This window comes from Lysobacter sp. P5_B12, assembly GCF_056400425.1.
The window spans coordinates 111,776-125,773 of sequence record NZ_JBFULG010000005.1; the positions used below are offsets into that span (position 1 = coordinate 111,776).

Here is a 13,998-nt window from a genome sequence, read left to right on the forward strand (position 1 = left end):
CATGACCATGGAACTTCGTCCCATTCTTTCCACGCTGCGCCGGCACAAGACCGCCGCCTCGCTGATCGTGCTGGAGATCGCGCTGAGCTGCGCCATCATCTGCAACGCGCTGTTCCTGATCAGCGGGCGACTGGAAGCGATCAACCGCGTCAGCGGTTTCGACGAAACGCACATCGTGCGCGTGCAGCTCGGCGGCATCGGCACCGACGACAATGCGGGCTCGTTGACGCAGACCGACCTCGCCGCGTTGCGCACGTTGCCCGGCGTCAAGAACGCGACCGTCACCAACCAGGTGCCGTTCAACAACAGCTCCTGGAACAGCGGCGTCAACCTGACCAAGGAACAGACGCACCAGAACCTCAACGCCACCGTCTACATGGGCGACGTGCAATTCCTCGACACGATGGGCCTGAAGCTCGTCGCCGGCCGCAATTTCACCGCCGACGACATCGTGACCTGGGAGGACATGGACAAGCCCAACAGCAAGGTGCAGCCGCACGCGGCGATCCTCACGCGGCAGACGGCCGAGAAGCTGTGGCCGGGCGAAAACCCGATCGGCAAGCAGTACTACAGCTGGGGCGACGAGCCCACGCGCGTGGTGGGCATCGTCGACCACATGGTGCGCCCGAACAACAACGGTGGCTTCGGTGAGTTCGAATACTCGCAGCTGCTCCCGGTGCGCGTGCCCTACACGATCGGCGGCAACTACATGCTCCGCATCGACGATGCGAACCAGCGCCAGGCGACCCTGGACGCCGCGGAAAAGATGCTGCTGAAGAACGCCAACAACCGCCTGATCGTCGAAAAGAAGACGATGGAAGAGATGCGCCACGACTTCTTCCGCGGAGATCGCGCGATGGCGTGGATGCTCGGCAGCGTGTGCATCGCGTTGCTGATCGTCACCGCGCTCGGCATCGTCGGCCTGGCGAGCTTCTGGGTGCAGCAACGCACGCGCCAGATCGGCGTGCGCCGTGCGCTCGGTGCGACGAAGGGGCAGATCCTGCGGTACTTCCAGACCGAGAACTTCCTGCTCGCCACGCTCGGCATCTGCATCGGCATGGTGATGGCCTTCGGCATCAACCAGTTGTTGATGGGCAAGTACGAGCTGCCGCGCCTGCCGTTGATGTACCTGCCGGTCGGTGCCGTCGTGCTCTGGTTGCTCGGGCAGATCTCGGTGTTCGGTCCCGCGCGGAAGGCCGCCGCGGTGCCGCCGGCGGTGGCCACCCGCTCGGTCTGACCCCGTTCCAATCAGGTTTCCGGCCTCCCACGGGCCATGGGGGCCGCGCCGGATGCGGTGCGGCCCCTTTCTTTCGGTACGCTTGCGCCATGCCCACGATCCTGGTCATCGACGACAACCCCGCAGTGGCGACGGCGCTGGAAACGCTGTTCTCGCTGCACGACATCGACACGCGTTCGGTCACCACGCCCGACGAGGGGTTGAAGTTGCTCGCGCGCGAGCCGATCGACCTGGTGGTGCAGGACATGAACTTCCACGCCGACACCACCTCGGGCGAAGAAGGCGTTGCGTTGTTCGGCGCGATCCGCGAACGCCACCCCGATCTGCCCGTCATCCTGCTCACGGCATGGACGCACCTGGAATCGGCCGTCGATCTGGTGAAGGCCGGCGCCGCCGATTACCTCGCCAAGCCCTGGGACGATCGCAAGCTGCTCGCGACGGTCAACAACCTGCTCGAACTGGCCGCCACGCGCGACGAACTGCAACGCCATCGCAGCGGCGAACGCCGTCGGCGCGATGCGCTGTTGCGCGAGCACGACCTTCGGGGCCTGGTCTTCGCCGACGCTGCGAGCGAAGCGACGCTGATGCTCGCCTGCCAGGTCGCGCGCTCCGACCTTCCGGTGCTCATCACCGGCCCGAATGGCACGGGCAAGGAAAAGTACGCCGAGATCATCCACGCCAATTCGAGCGTGCGGAACGGGCCGTTCGTTGCGGTCAACTGCGGCGCATTGCCCGGCGAATTGATCGAAGCCGAATTGTTCGGCGCCGACGCCGGCGCCTACACGGGCGCGAACAAGGCGCGCGAAGGCAAGTTCGAAGCCGCCGATGGCGGCACCTTGTTCCTCGATGAAATCGGCACGCTGCCGCTGGCCGGGCAGGTGAAGCTGTTGCGCGTGCTGGAAACCGGCCGCTTCCAGCGCCTGGGCAGCAATCGCGAACGCGAAGTCAAAGTGCGCGTGATCAGCGCGACCAATGCCGACCTGGCTTCGCTCATCGTCGCGGCGCAATTCCGCGAAGACCTGTATTACCGCCTCAACGCGATCGAACTGAAGTTGTTGCCACTCGCACAGCGGCCCGACGACATCCTTCCGCTGGCGCGGCACTTCCTCCCCGCCGGCAAGCGCCTGGGCGCCGCCGCCGAACGCGCGCTGCGCGCCCACGCCTGGCCCGGCAACGTGCGCGAGTTGCGCAACACCCTGCAGCGCGCGGGCCTGCTTGCGCGCGACGACGAACTCACGCCGACCGACCTCGGCCTCCAAGCACCACCGGTGGTCGTGCAAGGCGCGTCTTCGACCGACGAGCCGGACCGCGCTGCGATCGAATCCGCGCTCGAACGCGCCGGCGGCGTGCTCGCGCAGGCGGCGGGCGAATTGGGGATGTCGCGCCAGGCCTTGTATCGCCGGCTCGACCGCCTCGGCATCAAGCGCGACTGAAGGCGCCTTCGTGTCCTCCCGCCGACTGACGCTCAGCGTGACCTTCACGATCCTGGCCGCGGCCTATTTGCTGCTGACGGCGGTCATCGCGGTCTTGCTGACGGCGGTGCTGAAGGAACCGTGGTGGGCCATCCTGATCGCGCCGGCCGTGTTGCTGCCCTTGCTGTACTACCACGTGCGTCGCGCCTTCGCGCCGATGCGCTCGTTGTTCCGCGCGCTGGCCGGCACGGTGGCGAGTTATCGCGACGGCGATTTCGGCTTCGGCCTGTCGTGGCACGCGAAGAACGAACTGGGCGATCTCGTCGATGCGCACAACGCGCTGGGCGATGCCCTGCGCGATCAGCGCCTGGCGCTCGTGCAACGCGAATTGTTGCTCGACACGATGGTGCAGCACACGCCCGTGGCGATGGTGCTGGTCGATCCGCATCATCGCGTGGTGCACGGCAATCTCGCCGCGCGCAAATTGCTCGGTGACGGCAAGCGCGTCGAAGGCCGGTCGTTCGAGGACATCCTCGACCACGTGCCGGACGCCCTGCGCGAAGCCTTGCAACGCGGCGCCGACGGCATGTTCACCGTCGGCGACGACGAACACGAAGAGATCTACCACCTCTCGCGCCGCACGTTCCGCCTCAACGGACGCAAGCACGAGTTGATCCTGCTGCGCCAGCTCACCGCGGAACTGCGGCGCCAGGAAGTGCAGACCTGGAAGAAGGTGATCCGCGTGATCAGCCACGAGTTGAACAACTCGCTCGCGCCGATCGCTTCGCTCGCACATTCGGGCGCCGAACTGGTTCGACGCGGGCAGTACGAACGTTTGCCGAATGCGCTGGCGACGATCGAGGATCGCGCGCGCCACCTGGAAGGATTCATCCGCGATTACGCACGCTTCGCCAAGTTGCCGGCACCGCGCGTGGAAGCCGTGGACTGGCAGCGCTTCATCGCGCAACTGCGGTCGCAGGTGGAGTTCGTCTACGACGGCGTGGAGGCGCCGGGCGTCGGCCGTTTCGACGCGGCGCAACTTTCGCAGTGCCTGCTCAACTTGTTGAAGAACGCGCACGAATCGGGTTCGCCTTCCGGCGACGTCGGGCTTGCGCTCAAGCGTTTGCCGGATGCGTGGCGCATCGAAGTGCTCGACCGCGGGACCGGCATGAACGAAGCGGTGCTCGCCAATGCGTTGTTGCCGTTCTATTCGACCAAGCGCCACGGCACCGGTTTGGGCCTGGCGCTCGCGCGCGAAATCGCAGAAGCGCATGGCGGGCGCATCGCCTTGCTCAACCGCCAGGGCGGCGGACTCTGCGTTGCGATGACGTTGCCGGCCTGAGCGTCGCGACCGTCACTCCGCCATCTTGTACATCAGGAACAGGCCCTGCCCCGTATTGCTCAATGCGTTGTAGGAACCCAGGCCGCACCAGACCCGATCCGAAGACACGTCGGTCCAGCGCCACAACGCGGGGACGGTGTCGTGCCCATTGTTGCCGTAGATCAGGCAGAACGACGGATTCGACAGGGCCTGAGCGACGTGACGTTCGGCGGGCGGTAACCGCCGCCGCCGGGAAACGTGTCCAGGATCCACAGGGAATTCGCATTGCTCGTGCCGCAGCGCGATGCGGAGAAGAAGACGTTGCGACTGCCCGGCCAGACTTGCAGGCACTGTCCGCTTCGCTTGTTCTGCAAGACGTAGACGCGCTCGCCCGTTGATTGGAGCGAGTGCGTGTGGATCAGCTTGAACAGTGCCTGGCCATTGTCGATGAACGCCTGCTCACTTGCGAAGCCGCAATAGAGGAAAACCCCGTAGGGCTGTTTCCAGTCGTAGCGAACCGGCCCGCCCGTGCCGTTGTTGTTCTGGATGAGGCAGCCGTTTTTCGCCGGCTGATTTGCTTTGCTCGGCATCATCAGCGTGTAGAAGCCGGGCGACAGCGGCGGTGGCCCGTTGGCCACTGCGGTCGATGGCAGCGCGGCGATCGCGATCGCGGCAGCGAGGAACAACACGTGCGGCATCGGGTGCAATGGCTTCATGGTCATTCCTCAATCGGCGATCCAGTCCAACGCGAAAATGGCCTGTCCTGTCCGCTGGACTGCGTGCTCCGATCCCAGTCCGCACCAGCGGCCATCCGCTGGAACGTTCGGCCAGCGATAGACCTGCGGTGAGTAGTCGTAACCGTTGTTGCCGAAGATCAGGCACGCGCCGGGCCGGTTCCACGGCCTGATGGTCGAGAACGCGTACCAACTCCGCCCTTCGATGTACCAGAGCGCCGAGTCGTTTCCCCAATTGCAATCCTGCGACGAGAACTTCACGACCCTGGTGCCTTTTTCGTACTGCAGGCACTGTCCCGAGCGCTTGTTCACCAGGATGTACGCACCACGCCCTACCGACGTCACGCTGAAGATTGCCTGGCCATTGTCGAAGAACGCCTTCCAGTCGCCCCACCCGCACATGAAACTATTGGCGCTCGGCTCGGCCCACATGTATCGCACGGGCCCGCCGAAGCCGTTGTTGTCCTGGATCAGGCATTGACCCGCCGCAGGCAGGTTCGGATACACCGACCCATCGACGCGGATGGTGTAGGTGCCGGATTGGAGACCCAGCTGCGCGGCTGCGGGCGCAGCGGTGACGGCGAGCAGCCCCCCGACGATCGCGAGTGCGCTTTTCCGTAACTTCGATTTCATGCCACTCTCCATGTGCGCGGATCGAACCGTCGACGTACATGGATTGAATTGCGCCGGGGCGTGGGTTCGCTAGGCGAACCGTCCCCATCTCGCACGCGATTACTTCGGCTTCTTCACCGGCCGCTGCCACCCATCGATCACCTGTTGCTTCCCGCGCGCGATGGTGAGCTTTCCATCCGGTGTGTCCTTCGTGATCACCGAACCGGCACCGATCGTCGCGTCCTTGCCGATCGCCACCGGCGCCACGAGCGCGCTGTTGGATCCGATGAACGCGCCGTCGTGGATGGTCGTCGTCGACTTGTTCGCGCCGTCGTAGTTGCAGGTGATCGTGCCGGCGCCGATGTTGACGCCCGCGCCGACGATTGCGTCGCCCAGATACGTCAGGTGGTTGGCCTTGCTGCCGACGCCGAGCTTCGCGTTCTTGGTTTCGACGAAGTTGCCCACGTGCACGCCGTCGGCGAGCACGGTGCCGGGACGCAGGCGCGCGAACGGACCGATCATCACCGCGCCTTCGGTGCGCGCACCATCGAGATCGCAATGCGCGCGCACTTCGGTGCCCGCGGCCAGCGAGACATCCTTCAATCGGCAGAACGGACCAATGCGCACGCCGTCGCCGAGCACGACCTTGCCTTCGAAGACGACATCGACGTCGATTTCGACATCGCGACCGACCTGCACTTCGCCGCGAATGTCCACGCGCGCCGGATCGGCGAAGCGCACGCCTTCGACGCACAGCGCGCGTGCGGTGCGCAGTTGGAACGCGCGTTCGAGTTGCGCGAGCTGCCAGGGATCGTTCGCGCCTTCGGTCTCCAGCGGATCGTGTGCGACGACGATTTCGGCGGCGCTGAATTCGGACGCGGCTTCGCGGAAGACGTCGGTGAGGTAGTACTCGCCCTGCGCATTGTCGTTGGACACGCGGGCGAGCCAACGCTTGAGCGCCGTGGATTCCACCGCGATGACACCGGTGTTGACCAGGCGGATCTGGCGTTCGTCGCTCGTCGCGTCCTTGTGTTCGACGATGGACGCAACGCGCCCTTCGGCATCGCGCACGATGCGGCCGTAGCCGGTCGGATCGGTGAGTTCGGCCGCGAGCACGGCGAGGCGACCCGGGGTCGCGAGCAGCGGGCGCAGGGTTTCGGGCGTGATCAGCGGGACGTCGGCGTACAGCACGAGCACCTGCGCACCGTCGGGCACGTTCGGCATCGCCTGCTGCACCGCGTGCGCGGTGCCGAGTTGTTTCGCCTGTTCCGCCCACTGCAGGTCGGGTTGCGATGCGAAGGCCGCCTTCACCTGTTCGCCGCCATGCCCGTACACGACATGGATGCCCGCGGGCGACAACGCGCGCGCGGCGGCGATGACCTGCGCCAGCATCGGCTTGCCGGCGATGCGGTGCAGCACCTTCGGCAGCGAGGAGCGCATGCGCTTGCCTTCGCCGGCGGCGAGGATGACGACGTGCAGGGGTGCGGGCATGTGGTCCGATCCGGGGAAACGTGTCGACGGATTCTAGCGGTGGTCGCTGCTAGGATGCGTCGGCCTTTCCTTCACGGACGAACGCATGACGCTGGGGCGGCACGCACGCGGGTACCTGATCATCGGCATCGTGCAGTGGCTGGTGGACTGGGGCGTCCTGGTCGCACTGAGCGGCTGGGGGATGCCGGTCAAGCCGGCGAACGTGCTCGGCCGCGTCGCCGGCGCGTGCCTGGGGTACTGGCTCAATGGGAAATTGACCTTCAGCGGCGACGACACGGTCGTCGGCCGCAAGCAGCTCCTGCGCTTCGTGCTGATGTGGACCGGCACCACGATCGTCAGCACGTGGTCGATGGGGATGATCGACCACCACCTAGGGTTGAAGTGGGCGTGGCTCGCCAAGCCCGGCGTCGAGGGCGTGCTCGGGGTGACGGGGTTCCTGCTCTCGCGACACTGGGTCTACAAGAAGTAATCGCGCAAACGAAAAACGCCGGCACGAGGCCGGCGTTTCGTAGAAGCCTTGTCGCAACCCTCAGTGCTTGAGGTTCTTGCGCAAGCGTTCCAGCGCCTGCAGCTGCGCGGTGACTTCCGCGAGCCGCGCCTGCGCTTCGGCGATTTCCATCGCTTCGCCACGGCGCGCCAGGACGCGCTCGGCTTCTTCCTTCGCGGCGCGGACCGCGGCTTCGTCGATGTCCTGTGCGCGCACCGCGGTGTCGGCGAGGACGGTGACGACCTGCGGCTGCACCTCGAGGATGCCGCCGGAGATGGCGAAGTCGAGCTTTTCGCCACCAGGCAGGGTCACGACGACCTTGCCCGGCTTGAGGCGCGTGATGAGCGGGGCGTGCTTCGGCGCGATGCCGAGCTCGCCCAACTCGCCGGTGGCGACGACCAGTTCGGCTTCGCCGCGGAAGATCTCGGCTTCGGCGCTCACGATGTCGCAGCGGATGGTGGATGCCATGCCAGGTGCTCCTTAGGCAGCGATCTTCTTGGCCTTCTCGATCGCTTCATCGATGGAGCCGACCATGTAGAAGGCCTGCTCGGGCAGGTGGTCGAGTTCACCGTCGACGATCATCTTGAAGCCGCGGATCGTGTCCTTCAGCGACACGTACTTGCCCGGCGAACCGGTGAACACTTCGGCCACGTGGAAGGGCTGCGAGAAGAAGCGCTCGATCTTGCGGGCGCGCGAGACGGCCTGCTTGTCTTCTTCCGACAGCTCGTCCATGCCGAGGATCGCGATGATGTCCTTGAGCTCCTTGTACTTCTGGAGCGTGGACTGCACGCGGCGCGCGGTGTCGTAGTGTTCGTTGCCGATCACGTTCGGGTCGAGTTGGCGCGAGGTGGAGTCGAGCGGGTCGACCGCCGGGTAGATACCCAGCGAGGCGATGTTGCGCGAGAGCACGACGGTCGCATCGAGATGCGCGAAGGTCGTCGCCGGCGACGGGTCGGTCAGGTCGTCCGCGGGCACGTAGACGGCCTGGATCGAGGTGATCGAACCGGTCTTGGTCGAGGTGATGCGTTCCTGCAGCACGCCCATTTCCTCGGCGAGCGTGGGCTGGTAGCCCACCGCCGACGGCATGCGGCCGAGCAGCGCCGACACTTCGGTACCGGCCAGCGTGTAGCGGTAGATGTTGTCGACGAACAGCAGCACGTCGCGGCCTTCGTCGCGGAAGTACTCGGCCATCGTCAGGCCGGTGAGCGCCACGCGCAGGCGGTTGCCCGGCGGCTCGTTCATCTGGCCGTACACCATCGCGACCTTGGACTTCTCCGGCTCGGCCACGTTGACGACGCCCGATTCCTGCATCTCGTGATAGAAGTCGTTGCCTTCGCGGGTGCGCTCACCCACGCCGGCGAACACCGACAGGCCCGAGTGCTCGGTCGCGATGTTGTTGATCAACTCCATCATGTTGACCGTCTTGCCCACGCCGGCGCCGCCGAACAGGCCGACCTTGCCGCCCTTGGCGAACGGGCACATCAGGTCGATGACCTTGATGCCGGTTTCGAGCAGTTCGTTGCCCGCCGACTGTTCTTCGTACGTCGGGGCCGCGCGATGGATTTCCCACTGCGTGTCGGCCTTGACCGGACCGGCTTCGTCGATCGGCGAGCCGAGCACGTCCATGATGCGGCCCAGGGTGCCCTTGCCCACCGGCACGGAAATCGCGCGGCCGGTGTTGTCGGCGATCAGGTTGCGCTTCAGGCCGTCGGTCGAACCGAGGGCGATGGTGCGCACGATGCCGTCGCCGAGCTGCTGCTGCACTTCGAGCGTGATTGCGGTGTTCTGCACCTTCAGCGCGTCGTACACCTTCGGCACGCTCTCGCGCGGGAATTCGACGTCGACGACCGCGCCGATGATCTGAACGATCTTGCCCTGGTTCATAGCCATAGCCTCAGTAATAACTCTTGATTGCTTCAAGGTGGGCGCGGTTTACACCGCCGCCGCACCACCCACGATTTCGGAGATTTCTTGCGTGATCGCCGCCTGGCGGGCCTTGTTGTAGACCAGGTTCAGCGTGCCGATCAGCTTGGTGGCGTTGTCGGACGCGGACTTCATCGCGACCATGCGCGCGGCATGTTCGGACGCCACGTTCTCGAGCACCGCCTGGTACACCAGCGATTCGATGTAACGCGTCAGCACGTGTTCCAGCACGGCCTGCGCGTCGGGTTCGTACAGGTAGTCCCAGTCGTGCCTGGCGACCTGCGTTTCCGACGCGGGCAGCGGAAGCAACTGGTCGAACGTCGCCTTCTGCGTCATCGTGTTGACGAAGTCGTTGTAGGCGAGGAACACCTTGTCGACCGAACCGGCCTGGTAGGCATCCAGCATCACCTTGATGACGCCCACCAGCTGTTCGACGTGCGGCGTGTCGCCCAGGTGCGTGACCGAACCGAGCATGCCGACCTTGATGCGACGGAAGAACACCGAGGCCTTCTGGCCGATGGTGACCACGTCGACCTCGATCCCCTGCTGCTGGAACTGGCGGAACTCGGCCAGCATCTTGCGGAACAGGTTGTTGTTGAGGCCGCCGGCCAGGCCGCGATCGGACGAAACGACGATGTAACCCACGCGCTTCACGTCCGCGCGCTGCACCAGGTAGGGATGGCGGTATTCGGAGTTCGCCTGGGCGAGATGGCCGATCACCTGCTTCATCGCACGCGCATACGGGCGCGAGGCCTTCATGCGGTCCTGCGCCTTGCGGATCTTGGACGCCGAGACCATCTCGAGCGCGCGCGTCACCTTGCGGGTGTTCTGCACGCTCTTGATCTTGGTTTTGATTTCGCGACCACCAGCCATCGTACGTCTCCGATTACCACGTGCCGGTCGAGCGGAACTCTTCGATGCCCTTCTTGAACGCCGCTTCGAGCTCGTCGTTCCAGTCGCCGGTCTCGTTGATCTTCGAGATGACGTTGCCCATCGTGTTGGCGAAATGGGCCTGGAGGGCGGCTTCGAACGCACCGATCTTGGCGACCGGCACTTCGTCCATGTAGCCCTTGTCGACGGCGTAGATCGAGAGCGACTGCTCGGCGACCGACATCGGCGCGTACTGCTTCTGCTTCATCAGTTCGGTGACGCGCTGGCCGCGCTCGAGCTGCTTGCGCGTGGCATCGTCCAGGTCGGAGGCGAACTGCGCGAACGCAGCCAGCTCACGGTACTGGGCGAGCGCGATGCGGATGCCGCCCGAGAGCTTCTTCATGATCTTGGTCTGCGCCGCGCCACCCACGCGCGACACCGAGATGCCGGCGTTCACGGCCGGGCGGATGCCGGCGTTGAACAGGTCGGTCTCGAGGAAGATCTGGCCGTCGGTGATCGAGATCACGTTGGTCGGCACGAACGCCGAGACGTCGCCGGCCTGCGTTTCGATGATCGGCAGCGCGGTGAGCGAGCCGGTCTTGCCCTTGACGGCGCCGTTGGTGAACTTCTCGACGTAGTCCTCGGACACGCGCGCGGCGCGCTCGAGCAGGCGGGAGTGGAGATAGAACACGTCGCCCGGATAGGCTTCGCGGCCCGGCGGGCGGCGCAGCAGCAGCGAGATCTGGCGGTAGGCGACGGCCTGCTTGGACAGATCGTCGTACACGATCAGCGCGTCTTCGCCGCGGTCGCGGAAGTATTCGCCCATCGTGCAGCCCGAGTAGGCGGCGATGTACTGCATCGCGGCCGATTCGGAGGCCGAGGCGGCGACGACCGTGGTGTACGCCATCGCGCCGAACTCTTCGAGCTTGCGCACGATGTTGGCGATGGTGGAGTTCTTCTGGCCGATCGCGACGTAGATGCACTTAACGCCGGAATGCTTCTGGTTGATGATCGCGTCGATCGCCACGGCGGTCTTGCCGGTCTGGCGGTCGCCGATGATCAGCTCGCGCTGGCCGCGGCCGATCGGGATCATGGAGTCGATGGACTTGTAACCGGTCTGCACCGGCTGCGAGACCGACTTGCGCCAGATCACGCCCGGGGCGATGGTTTCCACCGGCGCGGAGGTCTTGGCGTCGATCGGGCCCTTGCCGTCGATCGGCTCGCCCAGCGCGTTGACGACGCGGCCGAGCATTTCCGGACCGGTCGGCACTTCGAGGATGCGGCCGGTGGTCTTGGCGGTGTCGCCTTCGCGCAGGTGTTCGTAGTCGCCGAGCACCACGGCGCCGACCGAGTCGCGCTCCAGGTTCAGCGCCAGCGCGTAGGTCGCGTTCGGCAGCTCGATCATTTCGCCCTGCATCGCGTCGGCCAGGCCGTGGATGCGCACGATGCCGTCCGACACCGAGGTCACGGTGCCTTCGTTGCGCGCTTCGGCAGCGAGCTTGACCTTCTCGATGCGGGTCTTGATCAGTTCGCTGATTTCGGACGGGTTGAGCTGCGTGGTAGCCATGTCGGTTTTCCCAAGATTGCCGGCGTCGCCGCCGGCGTGTGCATTTGAATTAGTTGGACAGCGCGGCCTGGAGGCGACCGAGCTTTCCGCGCAGCGAGCCGTCGATGACCACGTCGCCTGCATCGATCACCGCACCGCCGATCAGCGATTCGTCGACCGCGGTCTCGACGTCCACTTCGCGGCCGAAGCGCTTCACCAGCGCGGCCTTGATCGTGGCGAGCTCGGCGGCCGGCAACGCGGTGGCGGAGGTGATGCGCGCCTTGACGACGCGCTCGGCTTCGAAACGCAGCTCGTCGAACAGGCCGGCGATTTCCGGCAGGGCGGCAAGGCGGCGGTTGTCGGCGAGCAGCGCGAGGAAGCGGGCGAAGGTTTCGCCTTCGATCGCCACCTGCGGCGGCGTCAGCAGGGTCACTGCATCGGCGACCGTCAGCGCGGGGTTGCCCAGGAGCGCGGCCACGCGCGGATCGGCCGCGACGCGCGCGGCGAAACCGAGCGCATCGGACCAGCCGGCGAGCGCGTTGCCTTCGCGCGCCAGCGAGAACGCGGCGCGGGCGTAGGGACGGGCGAGGGTCAGGGCCTGGCTCATCGATGCGTCCTCAGAGCTGCGCGGCCAGGTCGTCGATCAGCGCCTTGTGGGCGTTGGCGTCGATCTCGCGCTTGAGCAGCTTCTCGGCACCGGACACGGCGAGGACGGACACCTGCTTGCGCAGGTCTTCCTTCGCACGGTTGGCGGCGGCGGCGATTTCGGCTTCGGCCAGCGCCTTCTGGCGATTGGCTTCGGCGACGGCGTCGTTCTTGGCCTGGTCGATCATCTGGTTCGCGCGGGCGTGGGCCTGCTCGATGATCTCGTTGGCCTTGATGCGCGCGGCCTTGAGCTCGTCGTTGACCTTGTCCTGCGCCTGCGCGAGGTTCTTCTGGCTCTGGTCGGCGGCAGCGAGACCTTCGGCGATCTTCTGCTGGCGCTCTTCGATCGCCTTCATCAGCGGCGGCCAAATGAACTTGACGGTGAACCAGATGAGGATCGCGAACGACAACATCTGGCCAAGCAAGGTGATATTCGGATTCATGTCATGCCCTGCGAATCGGAAGCGCCGCGGCCGGATGCCGCGACGCCGGAACCCACGTCGCGCGCGCCGCGAAGGCGCGCGCGAATGCGCTGCTTAGGCGCCCGCGGCCGTCTTGACGGCTTCGAGCAGCGGGTTGCCGAACGCGAACAGCATCGCGATGCCGACGCCGATCAGGAACGCCGCGTCGATCAGGCCGGCGAGCAGGAACATGCGGCCCTGGAGCATCGGGACGAGTTCCGGCTGGCGCGCGGCGGATTCGAGGAACTTCGAACCCATGATGCCGATGCCGAGGGCGGCGCCGAGGGCACCCAGGCCGACGATGATGCCGATGGCGACGGCGGTGAAGCCCTGGACGTTGGCGATGAATTCCATGGTGGATCTCCGGATGAACTGACTAGTTGGTTTGAAGGGTGAAGCGAAAACGAAGTGGTGCGTACTGCTGGAAAACTTTAGTGGTGCTCGTGCGCCATCGCGATGTAGACGACGGTCAGCACCATGAAGATGAAGGCCTGCAGCAGGATGATCAGGATGTGGAAGATCGCCCAGATCGAATTGAAGATGACGCCCGGCACGAAGGTGATCCACGAGGCGAACAGGCCCGCGATCAGCATGAAGATCAATTCGCCGGCGTACATGTTGCCGAACAGTCGCATGCCCAGGCTCACGGGCTTGGACAGGTATTCGACGAGGTTGAGGAAGAAGTTCGGGATCGCGAGGACGATCTTCGCGAACGTGCCGTGCGCGTGGAACGGCGCGGTGAACAGTTCCTTCGTGAAGCCCCAGCCGCCCTTCGCCTTGATCGAGTAGAAAATGATCATCAGGAAGACGGTGATCGACATCGCGAACGTCGTGTTGATGTCGGCGGTCGGCACCCAGCGCAGGAACGTGTGGTGCGCGACTTCGGGGCCGGCGACCGCGTTCACGGTGGCGCTGGGGAGGTCGAGCGGCAACAGGTCCATGGCGTTCATGAAGAACACCCAGACGAAGATGGTGAGTGCGAGCGGCGCGATGAAGCGGCGGTCGCCGTGGAAGCTGTCCTTGACCTGGCTGTCGACGAACTCGACGACCATTTCGACGAAGGCCTGCGGCTTGGAGGGCACGCCCGCGGTCGCCTTGCGCGCCTGGGTCCACAGGAGGAAGCAGCCGAGCAGGCCGACAGCGAGCGCGACCATCCACGAGTCGAGGTGGAAGTCATGACCCATCACCTGGACGTTCCAATGCGTCAGGTGGTGGACGATGTATTCGGTCAGGCCACCGCTGCTCTTTTCAGGACTCAC

15 protein-coding genes are annotated in these 13,998 nt (G+C 65.4%); 4 read left to right on the plus strand and 11 right to left on the minus strand.

Annotated elements, in window-relative coordinates; all coding sequences use genetic code 11:
- Nucleotides 1-7: 7 nt before the first annotated feature.
- From AC1DOM_RS09800 to AC1DOM_RS09810, 3 genes are all read left to right on the plus strand, one after another.
- Nucleotides 8-1,237 (plus strand): ABC transporter permease, encoded by a 1,230-nt coding sequence (locus AC1DOM_RS09800; RefSeq protein WP_498962708.1) that lies wholly within the window; start codon nucleotides 8-10, stop codon nucleotides 1,235-1,237.
- An 89-nt stretch (nucleotides 1,238-1,326) separates the two neighbouring features.
- Nucleotides 1,327-2,670: a sigma-54-dependent transcriptional regulator gene (locus AC1DOM_RS09805; protein ID WP_498962710.1), complete on the plus strand. Its 1,344-nt coding sequence runs from the start codon at nucleotides 1,327-1,329 to the stop codon at nucleotides 2,668-2,670.
- A gap of 10 nt (nucleotides 2,671-2,680) precedes the next feature.
- Nucleotides 2,681-3,991, plus strand: coding sequence for a sensor histidine kinase (locus AC1DOM_RS09810; RefSeq protein ID WP_498962712.1), 1,311 nt, complete (start codon nucleotides 2,681-2,683; stop codon nucleotides 3,989-3,991).
- Between the two features lie 161 nt (nucleotides 3,992-4,152).
- Here the strand turns inward: AC1DOM_RS09810 and AC1DOM_RS09815 are convergent, their stop codons facing one another.
- The 3 genes from AC1DOM_RS09815 to glmU form a co-directional block, all read right to left on the minus strand.
- Nucleotides 4,153-4,686 (minus strand): hypothetical protein, encoded by a 534-nt coding sequence (locus AC1DOM_RS09815; protein WP_498962714.1) that lies wholly within the window; start codon nucleotides 4,684-4,686, stop codon nucleotides 4,153-4,155.
- Nucleotides 4,687-4,695: 9 nt separating this feature from the next.
- Nucleotides 4,696-5,337, minus strand: a complete 642-nt coding sequence (locus AC1DOM_RS09820) for a hypothetical protein (protein ID WP_498962716.1) — start codon at nucleotides 5,335-5,337, stop codon at nucleotides 4,696-4,698.
- Nucleotides 5,338-5,436: 99 nt separating this feature from the next.
- Nucleotides 5,437-6,807, minus strand: coding sequence for a bifunctional UDP-N-acetylglucosamine diphosphorylase/glucosamine-1-phosphate N-acetyltransferase GlmU (gene glmU / locus AC1DOM_RS09825; RefSeq protein WP_498962718.1), 1,371 nt, complete (start codon nucleotides 6,805-6,807; stop codon nucleotides 5,437-5,439).
- Nucleotides 6,808-6,892: 85 nt separating this feature from the next.
- Between glmU and AC1DOM_RS09830 the strand changes: the two genes are divergently transcribed.
- Nucleotides 6,893-7,276 carry a GtrA family protein gene (locus AC1DOM_RS09830; protein ID WP_498962720.1) on the plus strand — a complete coding sequence of 128 codons (384 nt, stop codon included), beginning with the start codon at nucleotides 6,893-6,895 and terminating at the stop codon, nucleotides 7,274-7,276.
- A gap of 60 nt (nucleotides 7,277-7,336) precedes the next feature.
- On the opposite strand, the gene AC1DOM_RS09835 is transcribed toward AC1DOM_RS09830, so the two are convergent.
- The 8 genes from AC1DOM_RS09835 to atpB all read right to left on the minus strand — a co-directional run bounded on the left by AC1DOM_RS09835 (nucleotide 7,337) and on the right by atpB (nucleotide 13,998).
- Nucleotides 7,337-7,762: a F0F1 ATP synthase subunit epsilon gene (locus AC1DOM_RS09835; RefSeq protein ID WP_498962722.1), complete on the minus strand. Its 426-nt coding sequence runs from the start codon at nucleotides 7,760-7,762 to the stop codon at nucleotides 7,337-7,339.
- A 12-nt stretch (nucleotides 7,763-7,774) separates the two neighbouring features.
- On the minus strand, nucleotides 7,775-9,178 hold the full coding sequence (atpD, locus tag AC1DOM_RS09840) for a F0F1 ATP synthase subunit beta (protein WP_498962724.1): 1,404 nt from the start codon (nucleotides 9,176-9,178) through the stop codon (nucleotides 7,775-7,777).
- 48 nt (nucleotides 9,179-9,226) lie between these two features.
- A complete protein-coding gene (gene atpG / locus AC1DOM_RS09845; RefSeq protein ID WP_498962726.1) occupies nucleotides 9,227-10,090 on the minus strand; it encodes a F0F1 ATP synthase subunit gamma in 864 nt (287 codons plus the stop codon).
- A gap of 13 nt (nucleotides 10,091-10,103) precedes the next feature.
- Nucleotides 10,104-11,654: a F0F1 ATP synthase subunit alpha gene (gene atpA / locus AC1DOM_RS09850; protein ID WP_498962728.1), complete on the minus strand. Its 1,551-nt coding sequence runs from the start codon at nucleotides 11,652-11,654 to the stop codon at nucleotides 10,104-10,106.
- A 49-nt stretch (nucleotides 11,655-11,703) separates the two neighbouring features.
- On the minus strand, nucleotides 11,704-12,240 hold the full coding sequence (locus tag AC1DOM_RS09855; RefSeq protein WP_498962730.1) for a F0F1 ATP synthase subunit delta: 537 nt from the start codon (nucleotides 12,238-12,240) through the stop codon (nucleotides 11,704-11,706).
- A 10-nt stretch (nucleotides 12,241-12,250) separates the two neighbouring features.
- A complete protein-coding gene (locus AC1DOM_RS09860) occupies nucleotides 12,251-12,721 on the minus strand; it encodes a F0F1 ATP synthase subunit B (RefSeq protein WP_498962732.1) in 471 nt (156 codons plus the stop codon).
- 93 nt (nucleotides 12,722-12,814) lie between these two features.
- Nucleotides 12,815-13,093, minus strand: a complete 279-nt coding sequence (gene atpE / locus AC1DOM_RS09865) for a F0F1 ATP synthase subunit C (protein WP_498962734.1) — start codon at nucleotides 13,091-13,093, stop codon at nucleotides 12,815-12,817.
- A gap of 77 nt (nucleotides 13,094-13,170) precedes the next feature.
- Nucleotides 13,171-13,998: a F0F1 ATP synthase subunit A gene (atpB, locus tag AC1DOM_RS09870; protein ID WP_498962736.1), complete on the minus strand. Its 828-nt coding sequence runs from the start codon at nucleotides 13,996-13,998 to the stop codon at nucleotides 13,171-13,173.